At 63.2% G+C, this 15570-nt stretch carries 15 protein-coding genes; 11 read left to right on the forward strand and 4 right to left on the reverse strand.

From position 1 onward, the window contains the following. Nucleotides 1-29 precede the first annotated feature (29 nt). Complete coding sequence (locus NKI52_RS30625; RefSeq protein ID WP_352700629.1) at nucleotides 30-1001, forward strand: ABC transporter substrate-binding protein; 972 nt, start codon at nucleotides 30-32, stop codon at nucleotides 999-1001. Nucleotides 1002-1147: 146 nt separating this feature from the next. Next, nucleotides 1148-1591, forward strand: a complete 444-nt coding sequence (locus tag NKI52_RS30630) for a CHRD domain-containing protein (protein WP_352700630.1) — start codon at nucleotides 1148-1150, stop codon at nucleotides 1589-1591. A gap of 40 nt (nucleotides 1592-1631) precedes the next feature. On the opposite strand, the gene NKI52_RS30635 is transcribed toward NKI52_RS30630, so the two are convergent. The 3 genes from NKI52_RS30635 to NKI52_RS30645 all read right to left on the reverse strand — a co-directional run bounded on the left by NKI52_RS30635 (nucleotide 1632) and on the right by NKI52_RS30645 (nucleotide 5467). Next, entirely contained in the window at nucleotides 1632-3281 is a 1650-nt protein-coding gene (locus NKI52_RS30635) for a thiamine pyrophosphate-binding protein (protein ID WP_023675878.1), read from the reverse strand. Continuing rightward, a complete protein-coding gene (locus tag NKI52_RS30640; RefSeq protein WP_352571797.1) occupies nucleotides 3278-4453 on the reverse strand; it encodes a CaiB/BaiF CoA transferase family protein in 1176 nt (391 codons plus the stop codon). The genes NKI52_RS30635 and NKI52_RS30640 overlap by 4 nt, the downstream gene beginning before the upstream one ends. A 78-nt stretch (nucleotides 4454-4531) precedes the next feature. Continuing rightward, a complete protein-coding gene (locus NKI52_RS30645) occupies nucleotides 4532-5467 on the reverse strand; it encodes an alpha/beta fold hydrolase (RefSeq protein WP_352700631.1) in 936 nt (311 codons plus the stop codon). Nucleotides 5468-5734: 267 nt separating this feature from the next. On the opposite strand from NKI52_RS30645, the gene NKI52_RS30650 reads away from it, so the two are divergent. The 4 genes from NKI52_RS30650 to NKI52_RS30665 all read left to right on the forward strand — a co-directional run bounded on the left by NKI52_RS30650 (nucleotide 5735) and on the right by NKI52_RS30665 (nucleotide 8788). Continuing rightward, entirely contained in the window at nucleotides 5735-6520 is a 786-nt protein-coding gene (locus NKI52_RS30650; protein WP_352700632.1) for an alpha/beta fold hydrolase, read from the forward strand. Next, nucleotides 6517-6966: a MarR family winged helix-turn-helix transcriptional regulator gene (locus NKI52_RS30655; RefSeq protein ID WP_023675882.1), complete on the forward strand. Its 450-nt coding sequence runs from the start codon at nucleotides 6517-6519 to the stop codon at nucleotides 6964-6966. Before NKI52_RS30650 ends, NKI52_RS30655 begins: the two co-directional genes overlap by 4 nt. A gap of 120 nt (nucleotides 6967-7086) precedes the next feature. Next, nucleotides 7087-8100: a ribonuclease T2 family protein gene (locus NKI52_RS30660; RefSeq protein WP_352700633.1), complete on the forward strand. Its 1014-nt coding sequence runs from the start codon at nucleotides 7087-7089 to the stop codon at nucleotides 8098-8100. A gap of 73 nt (nucleotides 8101-8173) precedes the next feature. Then, complete coding sequence (locus NKI52_RS30665; protein WP_352700634.1) at nucleotides 8174-8788, forward strand: hypothetical protein; 615 nt, start codon at nucleotides 8174-8176, stop codon at nucleotides 8786-8788. A 27-nt stretch (nucleotides 8789-8815) separates the two neighbouring features. Here the strand turns inward: NKI52_RS30665 and NKI52_RS30670 are convergent, their stop codons facing one another. Then, entirely contained in the window at nucleotides 8816-10111 is a 1296-nt protein-coding gene (locus tag NKI52_RS30670) for a GGDEF domain-containing protein (protein WP_352700635.1), read from the reverse strand. 241 nt (nucleotides 10112-10352) lie between these two features. Between NKI52_RS30670 and ettA the strand changes: the two genes are divergently transcribed. The 5 genes from ettA to NKI52_RS30695 all read left to right on the forward strand — a co-directional run bounded on the left by ettA (nucleotide 10353) and on the right by NKI52_RS30695 (nucleotide 15328). Next, nucleotides 10353-12002: an energy-dependent translational throttle protein EttA gene (ettA, locus tag NKI52_RS30675; protein WP_292659428.1), complete on the forward strand. Its 1650-nt coding sequence runs from the start codon at nucleotides 10353-10355 to the stop codon at nucleotides 12000-12002. A 45-nt stretch (nucleotides 12003-12047) separates the two neighbouring features. Continuing rightward, entirely contained in the window at nucleotides 12048-12818 is a 771-nt protein-coding gene (gene tam / locus NKI52_RS30680) for a trans-aconitate 2-methyltransferase (RefSeq protein WP_352637259.1), read from the forward strand. A 114-nt stretch (nucleotides 12819-12932) separates the two neighbouring features. Continuing rightward, a complete protein-coding gene (locus NKI52_RS30685) occupies nucleotides 12933-13268 on the forward strand; it encodes a hypothetical protein (protein ID WP_023675887.1) in 336 nt (111 codons plus the stop codon). Nucleotides 13269-13389: 121 nt separating this feature from the next. Continuing rightward, on the forward strand, nucleotides 13390-14511 hold the full coding sequence (locus tag NKI52_RS30690; RefSeq protein ID WP_023675888.1) for a beta-ketoacyl-ACP synthase III: 1122 nt from the start codon (nucleotides 13390-13392) through the stop codon (nucleotides 14509-14511). A 199-nt stretch (nucleotides 14512-14710) separates the two neighbouring features. Further along, a complete protein-coding gene (locus NKI52_RS30695; protein ID WP_352465185.1) occupies nucleotides 14711-15328 on the forward strand; it encodes an MOSC domain-containing protein in 618 nt (205 codons plus the stop codon). The last annotated feature ends 242 nt before the right edge of the window (nucleotides 15329-15570 follow it).

Below are 15570 nucleotides of genomic sequence, written 5' to 3' on the forward strand. Positions count from 1 at the left end.
TTAGGGCGCTAACTTCAGAGGGTAAAAACATGAAAAGACTTGTTGTTTCGATGCTGGCCGGCGCGATGTCGCTTGCCGCGTTCCAGGCGTTGGCCGCGGACAAGGTGACGCTGCAGCTGAAATGGGTCACCCAGGCACAGTTCGCCGGCTATTATGTCGCCAAGGCCAAGGGCTTCTATGACGCCGAGGGCCTCGACGTCGATATCAAGCCCGGCGGACCGGACATTGCACCGGAGCAGGTTATTGCCGGCGGCGGCGCCGACGTCATCGTCGACTGGATGGGCGGTGCGCTGGCTGCGCGCGAGAAGGGCGTGCCGCTGGTCAACATCGCCCAGCCGTTCAAGAAGGCCGGCATGGAGCTGGTCTGCCCGAAGGACGGTCCGATCAAGACGGAAGCCGACTTCAAGGGCCACACGCTCGGCGTCTGGTTCTTCGGCAACGAGTATCCGTTCTATGCCTGGATGAACAAGCTTGGCCTCAAGACCGATGGCGGGCCGGACGGCGTCACCGTGCTCAAGCAGAGCTTTGACGTGCAGCCGCTGATCCAGAAGCAGGCGGATTGCATTTCGGTCATGACCTATAACGAGTACTGGCAGCTCATCGACGCCGGCTACAAGCCGGAAGAGCTGACCGTCTTCAACTATTCCGCCATGGGCAATGATCTGCTCGAAGACGGGCTCTATGCCCTGGAGGACAAGCTCAAGGATCCGGCCTTCGAGGATAAGATGGTGCGTTTCGTGCGCGCTTCGATGAAGGGTTGGAAATACGCCGTCGACAATTCCGACGAAGCGGCCGGCATCGTCATGGACAATGGCGGCCAGGACGAGAATCACCAGAAGCGCATGATGGGCGAAGTCGCCAAGCTGATCGACAATGCCGATGGCAAGCTCGATCCGGCGACCTACGAGCGCACCGCCAAGGCGCTGCTCGACCAGAAGATCATCAGCAAGGAGCCTACCGGCGCCTACACGACGGCGATCACCGACAAGGCCATCAAATAGGGCTGTCAAACTGGCTTGTAGCGGAAAAGGGGCGGGCGACCGCCCCTTTTTAGTGGGAGGTAAAATGAACGTTACCGGCGGAAACATCCGCTCGCAAAATCGTTGTGCCGGTGCACCCGCCCAAGGGTGTCACAACGGAGGTTTCCATGCGCATCCAGTCCTTCACGCCGATGCTTTCGGCGCTGGCCATTTCTGCAGCCATCTTCTCTGCTTCACCGGCCTTGGCCGAAACCATAAAGATGACGGCGACGCTCGATGGTGCTCAGCAGAACCCGCCCGTCACCACGAAGGGCAAGGGCACCGCCACGCTCAGGTTCAACACCGCCACCAAGAAACTCAGCTGGACCGTGAGATATTCCGGCCTCAGCGGGCCGGCGAAGGCCGCACACATTCACGGCCCAGCGGAAAAGGGTCAAAACGCCGATCCAGTGGTGCCGTTCGAAGGCAAGCTGAAGAGCCCGATCAAGGGTTCGGCGACATTGACTGATGCCCAGGCCACCGATCTTGAGGCTGGCAAATATTACGTCAACATCCACACCGCGGCCCACGCGGACGGCGAGATCCGCGGCCAGATCGAGAAGGCCAAATAGGCAGATCACGACGACAAAACAGGGCAATCATCCTGTTTTGTCAGGCCTTGTCGCGAATCTGGGTCATCGTGCGGGTCGGCGTGATGGCTTCAGGGTCGAGCCTGATCTCTACGATCGACGGCTTGCCGCTGGCCCGCGCTCGCTCGAAGGCCGCGGCGAAGTCGGCGGTCTTTTCCACCGTCTCGCCATGGCCGCCATAGGCACGGGCCAAAGCAGCAAAGTCGGGATTCTTCAAGTCCGTGGCGACGACACGGCCGGGATATTCGCGCTCCTGATGCATGCGGATGGTGCCGTAGATGCCATTGTTGACGACGATGACGATGATCGGCAGCCCGTATTGCACGGCGGTGGCGAATTCCTGGCCGTTCATCAGGAAACAGCCGTCGCCGGCGAAGGCGATCACGTCGCGGTCGGGGAAAAGCTGCTTGGCGGCGACCGCCGCCGGCGTGCCGTAGCCCATCGAGCCGGATGTGGGTGCTGCCTGCGTGCCGAAACGCCGGAAGCGATGGTAGCGATGCACCCAGGTGGCGTAGTTGCCGGCGCCGTTGGTGAGGATGGCGTCGTCCGGCAGCATCGTTTCGAGATAATTCATGATCGGCCCCATCTGGACGGCGCCGGGGCCGCTCTCCGGAGGCGTCGACCAGTCGAGATAGGCGGCGTGCAGCTTCGCTGCCTCAGCCGCCCACACCGGCGTTGCGGCCGGCTTGCGTCTGGCAAAGGCTTCGACGAAAGCGGCAGGCGAGGCATTGATCGCCAGCGCCGGCCGGTAGACGCGGCCGAGTTCGCCGGCGTCGGCATGGATATGGACCAGCGTCTGGTCGGGGTAGGGACTCTTCAGCAGCGTGTAGTCGGATGACGGCATCTCGCCCATGCGGCCGCCGATCAGCAGCACAAGGTCGGCCTGCTTGATGGCGGTTGCTACCTTGGGATTGATGCCGATGCCGACATCGCCGGCATAGTTCGGGTGGAGATGGTCGAACAGCATCTGGCGGCGGAAGGAGCAGCCGACCGGCAGCGACCAGGCTTCGGCTATCGTCCGCATCCGTGCAACGGCCTCCGCGTCCCAGCGCGTACCGCCGAGGATGACGAAGGGCCGCTTTGCCTTGTTGAGCAACACTTCCAGTGCGTCGAGCTCGACTTCGCCAGGCCGCGTCTCGACAGGGGTATAATGCCGGGCGTCCGGTGCCTCGGCGAGGCTGGTCAGCATGTCCTCGGGCAGCGAGATGACGACCGGGCCCGGGCGACCGGACGTCGCCACCGCAAAGGCGCGTGTGACGAATTCGGGTATGCGTGCGGCGTCGTCGATCTCGACCACCCATTTGGCGATATCGCCGAAGAACCTGACGTAGTCGACCTCCTGGAAGGCCTCGCGCCCCTTGGCGTGGCTGGCGACCTGGCCGATGAACAGGATGAGGGGGACTGAATCCTGCATCGCGATGTGGATGCCGGCCGAGGCATTGGTGGCGCCTGGGCCACGGGTGACGAAGCAGATGCCGGGCCTGCCGGTTAGGCGGCCATGGCAGTCGGCCATCATTGCGGCACCGCCCTCCTGGCGGCAGACGATTGTGCGGATCGGTGAATCATGCAGCGCGTCGAGCACCGCCAGATAGGATTCGCCAGGTACGCAATAGATACGGTCCGTTCCGTTGGCTTCGAGCGCATCGACGATGAGTTGTCCGCCGGTCTTCATTTTCCTGACCTCTCCAGTTCGGCAAGGATTTCTTCGGTGTGTTCGCCGAGACGCGGCGACGGGCGCTCATAGACCAGTGGCGTGCCGGACATGACCATCGGCGCCCGCACCGAGGGCAAGAGATTGCCATGGCCGTCATCGAGGTCGAGCCGCATGCCGCGCGCTATGGTCTGCGGGTCGGCAAACATCTGGCCGATGTTGTTGATCGGGCTGGCCGGCACTCCGGCAGTCTCAAGTCTGGCCAGCAACGGGTCGCGATCGAAGGCTTTCAGCGCCTCGATCATATGCTCGCGCAGCTTTGCCCGGTTGGCGACGCGGGCGGGATTGGTGGCGAAGTCAGGGTTCGACGCCAGCTCGTCGAGGCCGACGGCAGCGCAGAACTTTGCGAACTGGCCGTCATTGCCGACCGCCAGGATGATGTGGCCATTTTTCACCGGCACCACTTCGTAGGGCGCGATGTTCATATGCGCATTGCCCATCTGCACCGGCGACTGTCCGGAGACGAGATAGTTGAGGTTCTGGTTGCCGAGCGTCGAGATCTGGGTGTCGTAGAGCGCCATGTCGATATGCTGGCCTTCGCCGGTCTTCTCGGCATGGCGAAGCGCCGCCTGGATGGCGATGACCGAATAAAGCCCGGTGAAAACATCCGAAATAGCGACGCCCGCCTTTTGCGGTTCGCGGCCGGCTTCGCCGGTGATCGACATCATGCCGGCCATGCCCTGGATGATGAAATCATAGCCGGCACGCGGCGCATACGGTCCCGACTGGCCAAAACCGGTGATCGAGCAATAGATCAGCCGCGAGTTGATTTTCCTCAGGCTGTCATAGTCGAGGCCGTATTTCTTCAGTCCGCCGACTTTGAAGTTTTCGATCAGCACATCCGATGTCGCGACCAGCCGGCGCACCGTCTCGGCACCCTCGGGCGTCGAGAAGTCGATGGCGATGGAGCGCTTGCCGCGGTTGCAGGAATGGTAATAAGCGGCCGAAAGGTTCTCGCCGTCATGGCCGATGACGAAGGGCGGTCCCCATTTGCGGGTGTCGTCGCCGCCGTCCGGGCTCTCGACCTTGATCACGTCGGCGCCGAGGTCGGCAAGCAGCTGTCCGGCCCATGGCCCGGCGAGGATGCGTGCGAGTTCGATGACGCGGATGCCTTTGAGCGGAGGCTCAGTCATGGATCACCGTGGTTGATCGAAAGCGCAGCCTCTATCAATCCCGCGCGCCGCTGTCACGGCCCTTGCAATGGGCCAGTATCACTGTGCCCTCAGCACGCGGTCGGCCCAGGCGGCAAAATCCTCCATGATGATGTCTCGGTTGATCTCGTTCAGGCTTTCGTGGCGGGTTTTGGCGTAAACCTTTGAAACGAGATTCAAAAAACCCATCATGTGCATCCGGCCGGCAAGATGGCTGACCGCCTTGCCGCCGTCCGAGGCCGGATCTTGCTCGCCTCCGACCAGATTGACGAACAGGTCGCGCCGCACGCCGGAAAAATTGCGGTCGCTGCTGCAATGCAGCGTCATCATGACGATGTCCTGCCACATCGACACCGATGCGTCCCAGCCGCAAAGCGGGTCGGCGATGTATTTCTCGACTTCAGCGGCATCGCGCGACAGCCAGTCGAACGGCGTCCGGTGATTGGGCACCGCCTTGCCCCAGGCCCGGAACGTCAGCCGGGGCAGCAGGCGCGACGGCACGTCTGAGCCAAGCCGGAACTTTTCCCAACCAAGCATGGCCAACGCGATTTGGCCGAGCAGTCCGGCCGAGAAATTGCCGTTCCAGATCGCGGCGGCATGGATGCGCGCCGAGTGGCGGAGGACAAAGTTCAGCGCGACCGACGCGCCCAAGGAGTGACCGAAGACGATGACCGGCAGGCCCGGCTGTTCCCTGGCAATGAGATCATGGACGGCGGCGACATCGGCGATGACCTTGGCACCGCCATCCGCATCGGCGAACCTGCCAGGTGGCGCGTCGGGCGCCTTGGTGGCGCCGTGGCCACGGTGGTCGTGCGCGTAGACCTGATAGCCGCGCTCGCCAAGGAAATCGGCGAAACGGGCATAGCGCGCCGCGTGCTCGGCCAACCCGTGATTGACCTGGACAATGGCGCGCGGTTGGCCGATGGCGTGTTTCACATAAAGGTTGAGCTCGGCGCCGGTCGGCGATGCCAGCATCCTCTGCTTGTCAAATGGCATGTCTCGCTCCCGTCGGCGACTGTTGGGCGACGCAGCGATCGACGTCAAGGGACGTAGGGTACCCATTCGACGGTAGTTGACAGCATGCTGTCAATGTGATTACATGACAGCATACTGTCAAATGGTCAGCGGCAGATTGGGGGTATGACTATGAAAACCACCGGGGCCATTTCGCGGCGTGCAATCTTGCTGACGGGCTTCGCCTTCACGACGGTCACCCTGTTGTCAGGGATTGCTGCGTTCAGTCAGGAAACCAGGGAGATGGCCATGATGACGTCCACTGTTCCAGGCCCGCAAGGCCAGCTTGCCACTTATAGGATCAACGCCGGCAATGGCCTGCCGATCATGTTCCTGCATGGAGATTGCAGCCGCGCTTCCCACTGGAACCGGGTGATGCAGCTCTCCGTCGAAGGCCGCGAGGCGGTAGCCTTCGATTTTCGCGGTCATGGCGCCTCCGCGCCGGCGCAGGACGGTGACTATGGTTATGACGGTCGTGCAATGGATGTCGGTGCCGTGGCCGACGCGTTTGGCCTGAAGCGGTTTCTCATTGTCGCGCACAGCGGCGGCGGTGGCGTGGCGCTCGCTTATGCCGCCAGCCATGCCGACCGGGTCGCCGGTGTCTTGCTCGTCGACCCGGCGACCGATCCTCGTGCGCTGCCGCAGGCGATTCGTGACGGCTTTGTCCGCGATCTGGCCGGTCCGCAAGGCCGTGATGTCCTGAACGCCTATTACACGTCGATTGCCGGCCCTAACGCGGCTGTTCGCCAGCGTGTTCTGGCCGATGCGGCAGTGGTCGATCCGGCGGCGAGGGCAGGTGTCGGCAAGGCACTGGCCGAATGGAACCCGGAGCCGGCACTCGATGCGTATCGCGGGCCTATGTTCGTATTGGCTACCGAGGCCAGTGACACTCCAGCCGCGCTCTACCGGCTGCGCACGGACATTCCGCGCCAGATCGTGGCGGGCAGCGGCCATTGGGTGATGCTTGACAAGCCCGAGGTCGTAGCCGAAGCCGTTAATAATTTCGTCGCGACCATCGAGGCCGGCCAGAAATGACGACCAGGACCGAAGCGGCAAATGTGCTCACCGAACTGGTGCTTGCCGTGTTCAGGATGAACGGCAGTTTTCTGGATGCGGCCGACCGGCTGGCCGCTCCAACCGGGCTGACGGCAGCGCGCTGGCAGGTTTTGGGTGCAGTTTTGAAGGAGCCGAAATCTGTGGCCGACATCGCCCGCGACATGGGTCTCGCCCGTCAGAGTGTACAGCGGCTGGCCGACATACTGGCTGCGGAGGGGCTTGCCGCCTACGCCGACAACCCGGCGCATCGCCGCGCCAAGCTGTTGTCGATAACCGATGCCGGCCGGGCAGCGGTCAAGAATATCGGCACACGCCAGCATGTTTGGGCGAACCGCGTTTCGGAGGGTATGGACGCCGACGCGCTGAAAGCCTCGCTTGATCTGCTGCGCACCCTGACGGAACGGGTGGAGGCGGGCGGATCCTGATCGACCGCGCGGGAGCCGTCTCAATGCGCTGGCGATTGTTTTTACGGCCGGCGAAAGAAATCGTAATTCTGACATGTCGCAAGTTTCTAGCTTGCGGCGTGAATCACGAGGAGTGCCGGAATGCGGATTTGGGCGATATGGGGGGCGGTGTTTGTTGCGTTTGCTGGCGCAAGCGCGGCGCGGGCCGATGTGAAGATGACCGGCTCTTTCGTCGCCGATGCCGCCTGTCCGGCAACGCAGGCGATCAAGAACGGCAAGAATCCCGGCAATGTCTCGACCGCGGCTGGTCAGAGTTATGATCTGCTGGCCGGCAACAAGGACGCGCCCACGCACTATCTCATTCGCGTGCCGGGCGCCGATCCGGAGCGCCGCTGGGTTAAGATCAGCTGCGGTCGTGTTTCGGGCGGCAGCGCGTCGACGATGCCGGCTGCACCGGCGCCTGCCGAGCCGAACAAGCCATCGGCGTCCGGAAAGCCGGAATATGTCTTCGCGCTGAGCTGGCAGCCGGCTTTCTGCGAGACCAAATCCAGCAAGGCCGAATGCCGTGCGCAGACCGCCGCCGGTTTCGAGGCGACCCACTTCACCTTGCATGGGTTGTGGCCGCAGCCGAACGGAAATTTCTATTGCCAGGTCGCCGCAAGCGACAAGGCGAACGACGATCCGGCGCACTGGCGAGACTTGCCGCCGGTCACCCTTGACCCGAAAACGCGAGCGGAACTCGACCAGGTGATGCCGGGCACCGCATCCGCCCTCGAAAGGCATGAATGGATCAAGCACGGCACCTGCTACGGCAAGAGCCAGCAGGAGTATTTCTCCGTCGCTTTGAACCTGATGCGCGCGGTGAACGCGTCGCCGGTGCGCGATCTCTTCGCCAGGAACATCGGCAAGCAGCTCACGTCCGATCAGATCCGCAGCACCTTCGACAGTGCCTTCGGCAAAGGCGCGGGCGACCGGGTCCGCGTGTCCTGCGTGGTCGATCCTTCGAACGGCAGGCGGCTGATCGGCGAACTGACGCTCGGCCTGACCGGCCCGATCGCTTCGAACGCTTCGCTCGGTGCCCTGCTGCTTGCCTCGGCGCCGACAGCCAAGGCTGGCTGCCCGAAGGGCGCGGTCGATGCCGTCGGGTTGCAGTAAACAGGCCGTACGCGACTGTCGCTTTGCACCGGGGATGGTATGATCCCGGGGGCATCATTCATAGGGGGTGGCGATGAGTGGTATGACGGGCGGCGCGCTGGCGCGGCTGGCGTTCTGGGCCAAGGGCATGACGGCGATCCGCGACGGCCATATGGAGTGGCCGGGCTTTTCCTACACCGAAGTGGAGTGGGCGCGCATGACCACGCTCGCCAAACCCGTCGGCGGCGGCACCTACCAATTGTTCACGCTGGTCAACGCGGCGATCTTCATCGCCATTGCCGCGCTCGGGATATTCTGTGTCTTCCTGCCGCTGGCGGCGCTGCTGTTCCCGGTACCGGCCGAAACCAGTGCGATCAAGTTTTCGCTGCTCCTGGCGGCATGCGCCTTCCTGATCATCGGCATCGGCCTGCCGATTTCGCTGCGTCTTTCGACCACGCTGGTGGCGCCGAAGGCAATACGGGCCGCGCTTGTCGCCGTGCCCGGCGACCAGGCGCTTGCGGCAAAAGTGTCATGGCAGATCAACCGGATCACGCTCGTGCTCTGCGGCCTGCTGGTACCGGGCATTCTTCTGTTCATTGCCTACGACATCGAAGCCGGCCCGATTATTACCGCGTTGAAATGGCTGGCGATCGCGCTGATGGCGGTTTCGGTTGCGATCGGCGGATGGCAGCGGCGCAAACAATCCTGATTGAGCCAATCGCAGGCCTGGGCAGCGTTACGCGCCGGCGCTGCGCTCCGGCCTGGTCCATGTGTTGCGGGCGTCTGCTTCGTTGCCGCCCGGTTCGCCGACAACGCGATCGCGTCCCGTGGATTTGGCCTTGTAGAGACGCTGGTCGGCCAGCGCAAAGAGATCGGCAAGGCAACGGGTCGTCTCGCTGACCGTCGAGATGCCGGCGCTGACGGTAATGTCGAACCGGCTGGTGCTCGCGGACGTCTTGACCGCTTGCCTGACGGTTTCGCCCAGCAGTCTGGCGAGCGGCTGCGGACGCCAGCCGAGGATGGCGAATTCCTCACCGCCGATCCTGAACAATTGATCTTCGGTCCCGACAAGTTCGCCAAGCAAAATTGCCAGGGCTTTCAGCACCTTGTCTCCCTCGGCGTGGCCGAAGCGGTCGTTGATCGATTTGAAGTGGTCGACATCGATGATCAGCAGGCTGAGCGCCCTGGCGGTCCGCAGGCTGGCGGCGACGGCGGCCTCGCCATCGCTGTCGAAGCGCCCCCTGTGCAGGAGGCCGGTGAGGCCGTCGCGACCGACATGCTCGACCAGCGCCTCGTAGCGCTCGCGATAGGTCAGCGTGTCGAAAATGTCGGAAAGCCCGCGCGCCGCCGGCACCTGCCGCGCCTCGAACCACCTGATATAGCCGACCAGCATGGTGCTGTAGACCAGGGCCGCTGCCATCTTGGCGAACCAGCCGCCGAAGAACACCGCGACCGGCGCGCCGGTGACGAAATGCAGCGCCGTGAAAAAGCCTGCCTGGTCGAAGGTGAGCACGCAGGCGACGGAGACCAGGATGCGGGTGAAAAGCGCCTTGCGCAGATATTTGCCGAGCTTTTCATAGAGCAGAATGATCAGGATGGCGTCGACGAACAGCAGCGTCGTGCCCCACACCATCAGCCAGCCCATCTCGTCGATGAAGCCGATGTCGGGAAGCTTGCCGTCGGGCAGCGGTGCGATGTCGTGCAGGCGCAGGATCAGCACGAGCCCGATCATCAGGGCATTGCCGAGCAGCAGGCCATAAATCGGCTGCCGGACAGTTGCCGCGTCCTCCTTGATGTAGAGCAGGAGCAGCATGACCAGCTTGCCGGAAAACAGCACGGCCGAACCCGGCGATACCATGCCGAACGGCAGCGCGACGTAGAAGACGCTGGCGAGATAGGTTTCCAGGAAATGCATGACGCCAACGGCGCAAACAAAGACGCCGAGGCCGATGCGGCCCCGGAACCGGAAAAGCGTGACCATGATGCCGAAATAGAGAACCGCTTCGGCAAAAAGCAGGAAACTGTTCAACACGGCCCGATCTCTCTCCCCGAAATCGCGGCTGCCAGCGATTTCCCATCCAACATTGTTTGACGCGGAATGGTTAACCGGAGCTTTCGCCTGGGCGCCGGCACGAAATGAAGCGGCTAAGCGTTTGTGGGTGCGACCAAATCCGCTTGGGGCCAAAACTGTTTGCCGTTCGCGGCCGCATCGCTTACATAGCCCCCAACTTCCATTCAATCCGACATCAGTCGACTTTTCAGGGAAAGCGCGCGTGGCACGCCAGTTCATCTATCACATGGCCGGCCTCAACAAGGCCTACGGCACCAAGAAGGTGCTCGAGAACATTCATCTGTCCTTCTATCCGGACGCCAAGATCGGCATCCTCGGTCCCAACGGCGCCGGCAAGTCGACGATCCTCAAGATCATGGCCGGCATCGACAAGGAGTGGAGCGGCGAGGCCTGGCTGGCCGAGGGTGCTACCGTCGGTTACCTGGCGCAGGAGCCGGCGCTCGATCCGAACAAGAACGTGTTCGAAAACGTCATGGAAGGCGTCGCCGCCAAGACCGCCATCATCGAGCGCTACAACGAATTGATGATGAACTATTCCGACGAGACGGCGGACGAGTCGGCCAAGCTGCAGGACGAGATGGACCGGCTCAACCTCTGGGATCTCGAACAGCAGGTCGAGATGGCGATGGAGGCACTCGGCTGCCCGCCCAAGGAGGCCGATGTCACCAAGCTGTCGGGCGGCGAACGCCGTCGCGTCGCGCTTTGCCAGCTTTTGCTGCGCCAGCCCGACCTTCTGCTGCTCGACGAGCCGACCAACCATCTCGACGCCGAGACGACGGCGTGGCTGGAAAAGCATCTGCGGGCCTATCCGGGCGCGGTGATGATCATCACCCACGATCGCTACTTCCTCGACAATGTCACCGGCTGGATCCTCGAGCTCGATCGCGGCCGCGGTATCCCGTACGAAGGCAACTACACCAAATATCTCGAAGCCAAGGCCAAGCGGCTCAAGCAGGAAGGCCGCGAGGACGATGCGCGCCAGCGGGCGATCGGCCGCGAGCGCGAGTGGATCCAGTCCAGCCCGAAAGCCCGGCAGACCAAGTCGAAAGCCCGTATCCAGGCGTTCCAGGATCTGCTGGATGCAGCCGACAAGCGGCGTCCGAGCGACACCCAGATCGTCATTCCGCATGGCGAGCGGCTCGGCAATGTGGTGATCGAGGTCGAGGGCTTGTCGAAGGGCTTTGGCGACACGCTTTTGATCGACGATCTCGAATTCAAGCTGCCGCCCGGCGGCATCGTCGGCGTCATCGGCCCGAACGGCGCCGGCAAGACGACGCTGTTCCGCATGATCACCGGCCAGGAAAAGCCCGATGCCGGCACCATCCGCGTCGGCGAGACGGTCAAGCTCGGTTATGTCGACCAGAGCCGCGACGCGCTCGACCCGACCAAGACGGTCTGGGAAGAGATCTCGGGCGGCGCCGAAGTGGTCAAGCTCGGCAAGTTCGAAGCCAACACCCGCGCCTATTGCGCGTCGTTCAATTTCCGCGGCGGCGACCAGCAGCAGAAGGTCGGCAACCTGTCCGGCGGCCAGCGCAACCGCGTGCATCTGGCCAAGATGCTGAAGACCGGCGGCAATGTGCTGCTGCTCGACGAACCGACCAACGATCTCGATACCGAAACGCTGGCTGCACTTGAAGACGCGCTCGAGAGCTTCGCCGGCTGCGCCGTCATCATCTCGCACGATCGCATGTTCCTCGATCGCCTGGCGACGCACATCCTCGCCTTCGAGGGCGACAGCCACGTCGAATGGTTCGAAGGCAATTTCGAGGATTACGAGCAGGACAAGATCCGCCGCCTCGGCCCGGACGCGGTCAATCCGCACCGCATGACGTATAAGCGGCTGACGCGGTAAGACATTTACAGGGCGGCGAATTCTCAAATGATCTGAGGAACCAAGATGGCCGACTGGTCCGCCGCCCTCTACCTGAAATTCGAGGACGAGCGCACCCGCCCCGCGCGCGATCTCGTTGCGCAGGTGCCGGTGCCGGAACCACGCCGGGTGGTCGACATTGGCTGCGGGCCGGGCAATTCGACCGAATTGCTGGTCGAGCGCTGGCCGCAGGCGCAGATCAGCGGCTTCGATACCTCCCTCGACATGATCGAGAAGGCGAAGGCGCGCCTGCCCGGCGTCACCTTTGCCTTGGCGGATGCGGCGGCGTGGCAGCCGAACGAACCGGTCGACGTGATCTTTGCCAATGCGGTGTTTCAATGGCTGCCGGAGCATCCGGCGGTCTTCCAGCGGCTGATGGGATTTTTGGCGCCCGGCGGCGCGCTTGCCGTGCAGATGCCGGATAATATGGCCGAGCCTTCGCACCGGCTGATGCGGGAGACCGCGGCCGAGATGCCGTTTGCCGAAAAGCTCGAGCGCGCGGCCCGCGCGCCGCTGCCGCCGGTCGCGTTCTATTACGACCTTTTGTCGCCATTCTCGGATCGGCTCGATATCTGGCACACGATCTACAACCATCCGCTGGCCGATGCCGAGGCGATCGTCGAATGGGTGAAGTCGACGGGGCTGAAGCCGTTCCTCGATCCGCTCGACGAGAACGAGCGGCAGCTTTTCCTGAAGCGCTACACGGCCAGGATCAGCGAAGCCTATCCGAAAACGGCAAGCGGCAAGGTATTGCTGCGCTTTCCCCGTCTCTTCATCGTGGCGCGGCGTTCTGCTTAGAAGCTCTTAGCTACACCCAAAAACAGCCAGCAGCGGATGCTTGACCGGCTTTCGCCGTCATGCGCATCTCGCTGGGGCAGGGATAAGGCCCTTCATGGGCCATGGGGATGGATGATGACACTGAAAAAGATGGGTTTCGGCGGCAGCGTTTGTGCGGCCGCTGTGCTTGCCTTGTCTATATCGGCGGAGGCCAAGCGAGCGCGCTGCTTCACCAGCGACGACGGCTATTTCTCGTGCAGCTATCGGGCGCTGGACGATGCCGGCAGCTTTCGCATCTCGGCGCCGGGTTATCCGACCTACGTCCTGGAAATCGACGGACCGGGTTTTGCCTATGGCTATGTCAATCTCGGCCGCCGCAACGTGCCGCTGCCCGGGCAATTCGTGCGCAGCCGCGATGACGGTGCCTGCTGGAACAACCCGCAGACCAATACCAAGCTCTGCGCCTGGTAAAGACCCGTCCCAGGGACTTGATTTAAGCCGGCATAAACTGGCTAGGTGCAAAAGAGGTTGCGCCGAGCTTTTTGCGGCGTCGACATGAAGCCGCAACGCCTGCGCACGGGACGAACTGGAAATGCATCGCGTCATCATCAGCGGCATCGGCGTTGAAATCCCCGAAGCTTCGATCACCAATGAGGAACTCGTCGCCAGCTTCAACAGCTGGGTGGACATGGAGAACATCCGCCGCGAGGTCTCGGGCGAGCCGCTGGTACAGAAATCGGACAGTGCCTTCATCGTCCATGCCTCGGGCGTCCAGACCCGCCATGTCATCGAACGGGAAGGCATCCTCGACCCGACCCGCATGGCGCCGCGCTTCCCGGCGCGGCCCGACGATGCGCTGTCGCTGGAGGCCGAGTTCGGCATCGCTTCGGCCGGCAAGGCGCTCGATCATGCCGGGCTGAAGCCGGGGGATATCGACCTGGTGATCTGCTCGGCCTCGCACCATCAGCGGCCCTATCCGGCGATCGCCATCGAAATGCAGCAGGCGCTGGGGACGAAAGGCGCCGGCTTCGATATGGGGCTTGGCTGCTCTTCGGCAGCGGCGGCGTTGCACATCGCCGTCAATCTGGTGCGGGCAGGGGCGCACAAGCGCGTGCTGGTGACGACGCCGGAGATCATCACCGGGCATCTTAATTTTCGCGACCGGCAGACGCATTTCATCTTCGGCGACGCTTCCGTGTCGATGATCGTCGAAGGGCTTGCCCAGGGCGAGAAGCGGCCGGGGCGCTTCGAGGTGCTCGACACGCGCGCCTGGACGCAGATGTCGAACAGCATCCGCACCAATCTCGGTTACTTTACCCGCGCCACCCAGGACGATCCGTATATGATCGATCTGGAAGGCAATCTGATCAAGCAGATCGGCAACAAGGTGTTCAAGGAAGTCACCGTTGCCGGCCACAAATTCATCGTCGAATTCCTGGCCGAGCACGGGCTGACGCCGCAAGCGATCCGGCGCTTCTGGCTGCATCAGGCCAATGCGCGGATGAACGCCATGATCCTGAAACTGTCGTTCGGCCATGACGTCGACCACGACCGCGCGCCGATGGTGCTGGAGCGCCTCGGCAACACCGCCGCCGCCGGTGCCATCATCGCCCTGTCGGAGAACCATGCCGACATGAAGGCCGGCGACTACGGCCTGCTCTGCGCCTTCGGCGCCGGCTACTCGATCGGCGGCGCGCTATTGCGCATGCTTTAGATTTTGTTTTACGCATGTCGTTGTCCCAAAACCGCTGCACACTTTTGGGCGACATGCATTAGCTCGGCGCGAACGGCACCAGCATCGGAACGCGCCTGGCATAGTCGCATCAGCCGTCTTGATCGGAGCATCAGCGCTTTCGACTGGACCTGATGAGCTGACCGCGGCTAATTGCGCGTATCACGCGAGGCACGAACCCATGCTGGATCTTTTTCCCGAAGCCGAAACTCCGGTCGAGATCGTCCCGTCGCGAAAACTCGCCGCCAGGGTAGCAGCGCTTTACCTCGCACCGTTCGATCGTTTTGAGACACGAGCGGTGGATACGCTGCAACTCGGTTTCGACGGCATTGAAGGCGATTTCCATGCCGGCACGACGCGGCGCTCCGGCGGGCGGGAACCCTGGTATCCGCGCGGCACCGAGATGCGCAACGAGCGGCAATTGTCGATCGTGGCAGCGGACGAACTGGCAATCGTCGCCGAACGGATGGGCATCGCCGAGATCAAGCCGGAATGGATCGGCGCCAATCTCCTGATCGAAGGCCTGCCGCACCTCTCGATGCTGCCGACCGGCACGCAGCTGTTCTTCAAAGGCGGCGCGACCGTCAAGATCGACGCGCAGAACGGGCCTTGCCGGATCGCCGGCCGGTCGGTCGCCGAAAATGCCGGGATGCCCGACCATGAGGCCGGAGCGCTGCTGTTCCCGAAGGCGGCGAAGCGCTTGCGTGGGCTCGTCGCCTGGGTCGAGAAGCCCGGCACGATCGCGGCCGGCGAGGAGATTTCGGTACGCGTGCCGGAGCAGTGGATTTACCGGGCCTAGTTGTTTTCCAGGCAAGGCGGCATTGCCAGTCAAAGCCGCGTTCCTTCGTACCCCGCTATCCTGCAGGGCAGGGAGGCACTGTCCCTCGACCTCTGAGAACCTGGGTTCCTCGCCCACCGCGAAGCGGGGGAGAGGTGGGCGCGCCGCGGGCCGGGGGGGGGGGTTTGGGGTGGCGGGGGTACCCCAGACCCGGGGGGGGGGGGCGCGGCCCCCCCCCCCCCCCCGTGTGGGGGGGGGGGCGG

The organism is Mesorhizobium sp. M0590, from assembly GCF_040320905.1.
Taxonomy (GTDB): Bacteria; Pseudomonadota; Alphaproteobacteria; order Rhizobiales; family Rhizobiaceae; genus Mesorhizobium.

Coding starts and splice junctions, on each gene's coding strand:
- NKI52_RS30625 (WP_352700629.1), top strand. CDS start 30: ATGAAAAGACTTGTTGTTTCGATGCTGGCCGGCGCGATGTCGCTTGCC.
- NKI52_RS30635 (WP_023675878.1), bottom strand. CDS start 3,281: ATGAAGACCGGCGGACAACTCATCGTCGATGCGCTCGAAGCCAACGGA.
- NKI52_RS30695 (WP_352465185.1), top strand. CDS start 14,711: ATGCTGGATCTTTTTCCCGAAGCCGAAACTCCGGTCGAGATCGTCCCG.
- NKI52_RS30665 (WP_352700634.1), top strand. CDS start 8,174: ATGAGTGGTATGACGGGCGGCGCGCTGGCGCGGCTGGCGTTCTGGGCC.
- NKI52_RS30630 (WP_352700630.1), top strand. CDS start 1,148: ATGCGCATCCAGTCCTTCACGCCGATGCTTTCGGCGCTGGCCATTTCT.
- tam (WP_352637259.1), top strand. CDS start 12,048: ATGGCCGACTGGTCCGCCGCCCTCTACCTGAAATTCGAGGACGAGCGC.
- NKI52_RS30650 (WP_352700632.1), top strand. CDS start 5,735: ATGATGACGTCCACTGTTCCAGGCCCGCAAGGCCAGCTTGCCACTTAT.
- NKI52_RS30690 (WP_023675888.1), top strand. CDS start 13,390: ATGCATCGCGTCATCATCAGCGGCATCGGCGTTGAAATCCCCGAAGCT.
- NKI52_RS30645 (WP_352700631.1), bottom strand. CDS start 5,467: ATGCCATTTGACAAGCAGAGGATGCTGGCATCGCCGACCGGCGCCGAG.
- NKI52_RS30640 (WP_352571797.1), bottom strand. CDS start 4,453: ATGACTGAGCCTCCGCTCAAAGGCATCCGCGTCATCGAACTCGCACGC.
- NKI52_RS30685 (WP_023675887.1), top strand. CDS start 12,933: ATGACACTGAAAAAGATGGGTTTCGGCGGCAGCGTTTGTGCGGCCGCT.
- NKI52_RS30660 (WP_352700633.1), top strand. CDS start 7,087: ATGCGGATTTGGGCGATATGGGGGGCGGTGTTTGTTGCGTTTGCTGGC.
- NKI52_RS30655 (WP_023675882.1), top strand. CDS start 6,517: ATGACGACCAGGACCGAAGCGGCAAATGTGCTCACCGAACTGGTGCTT.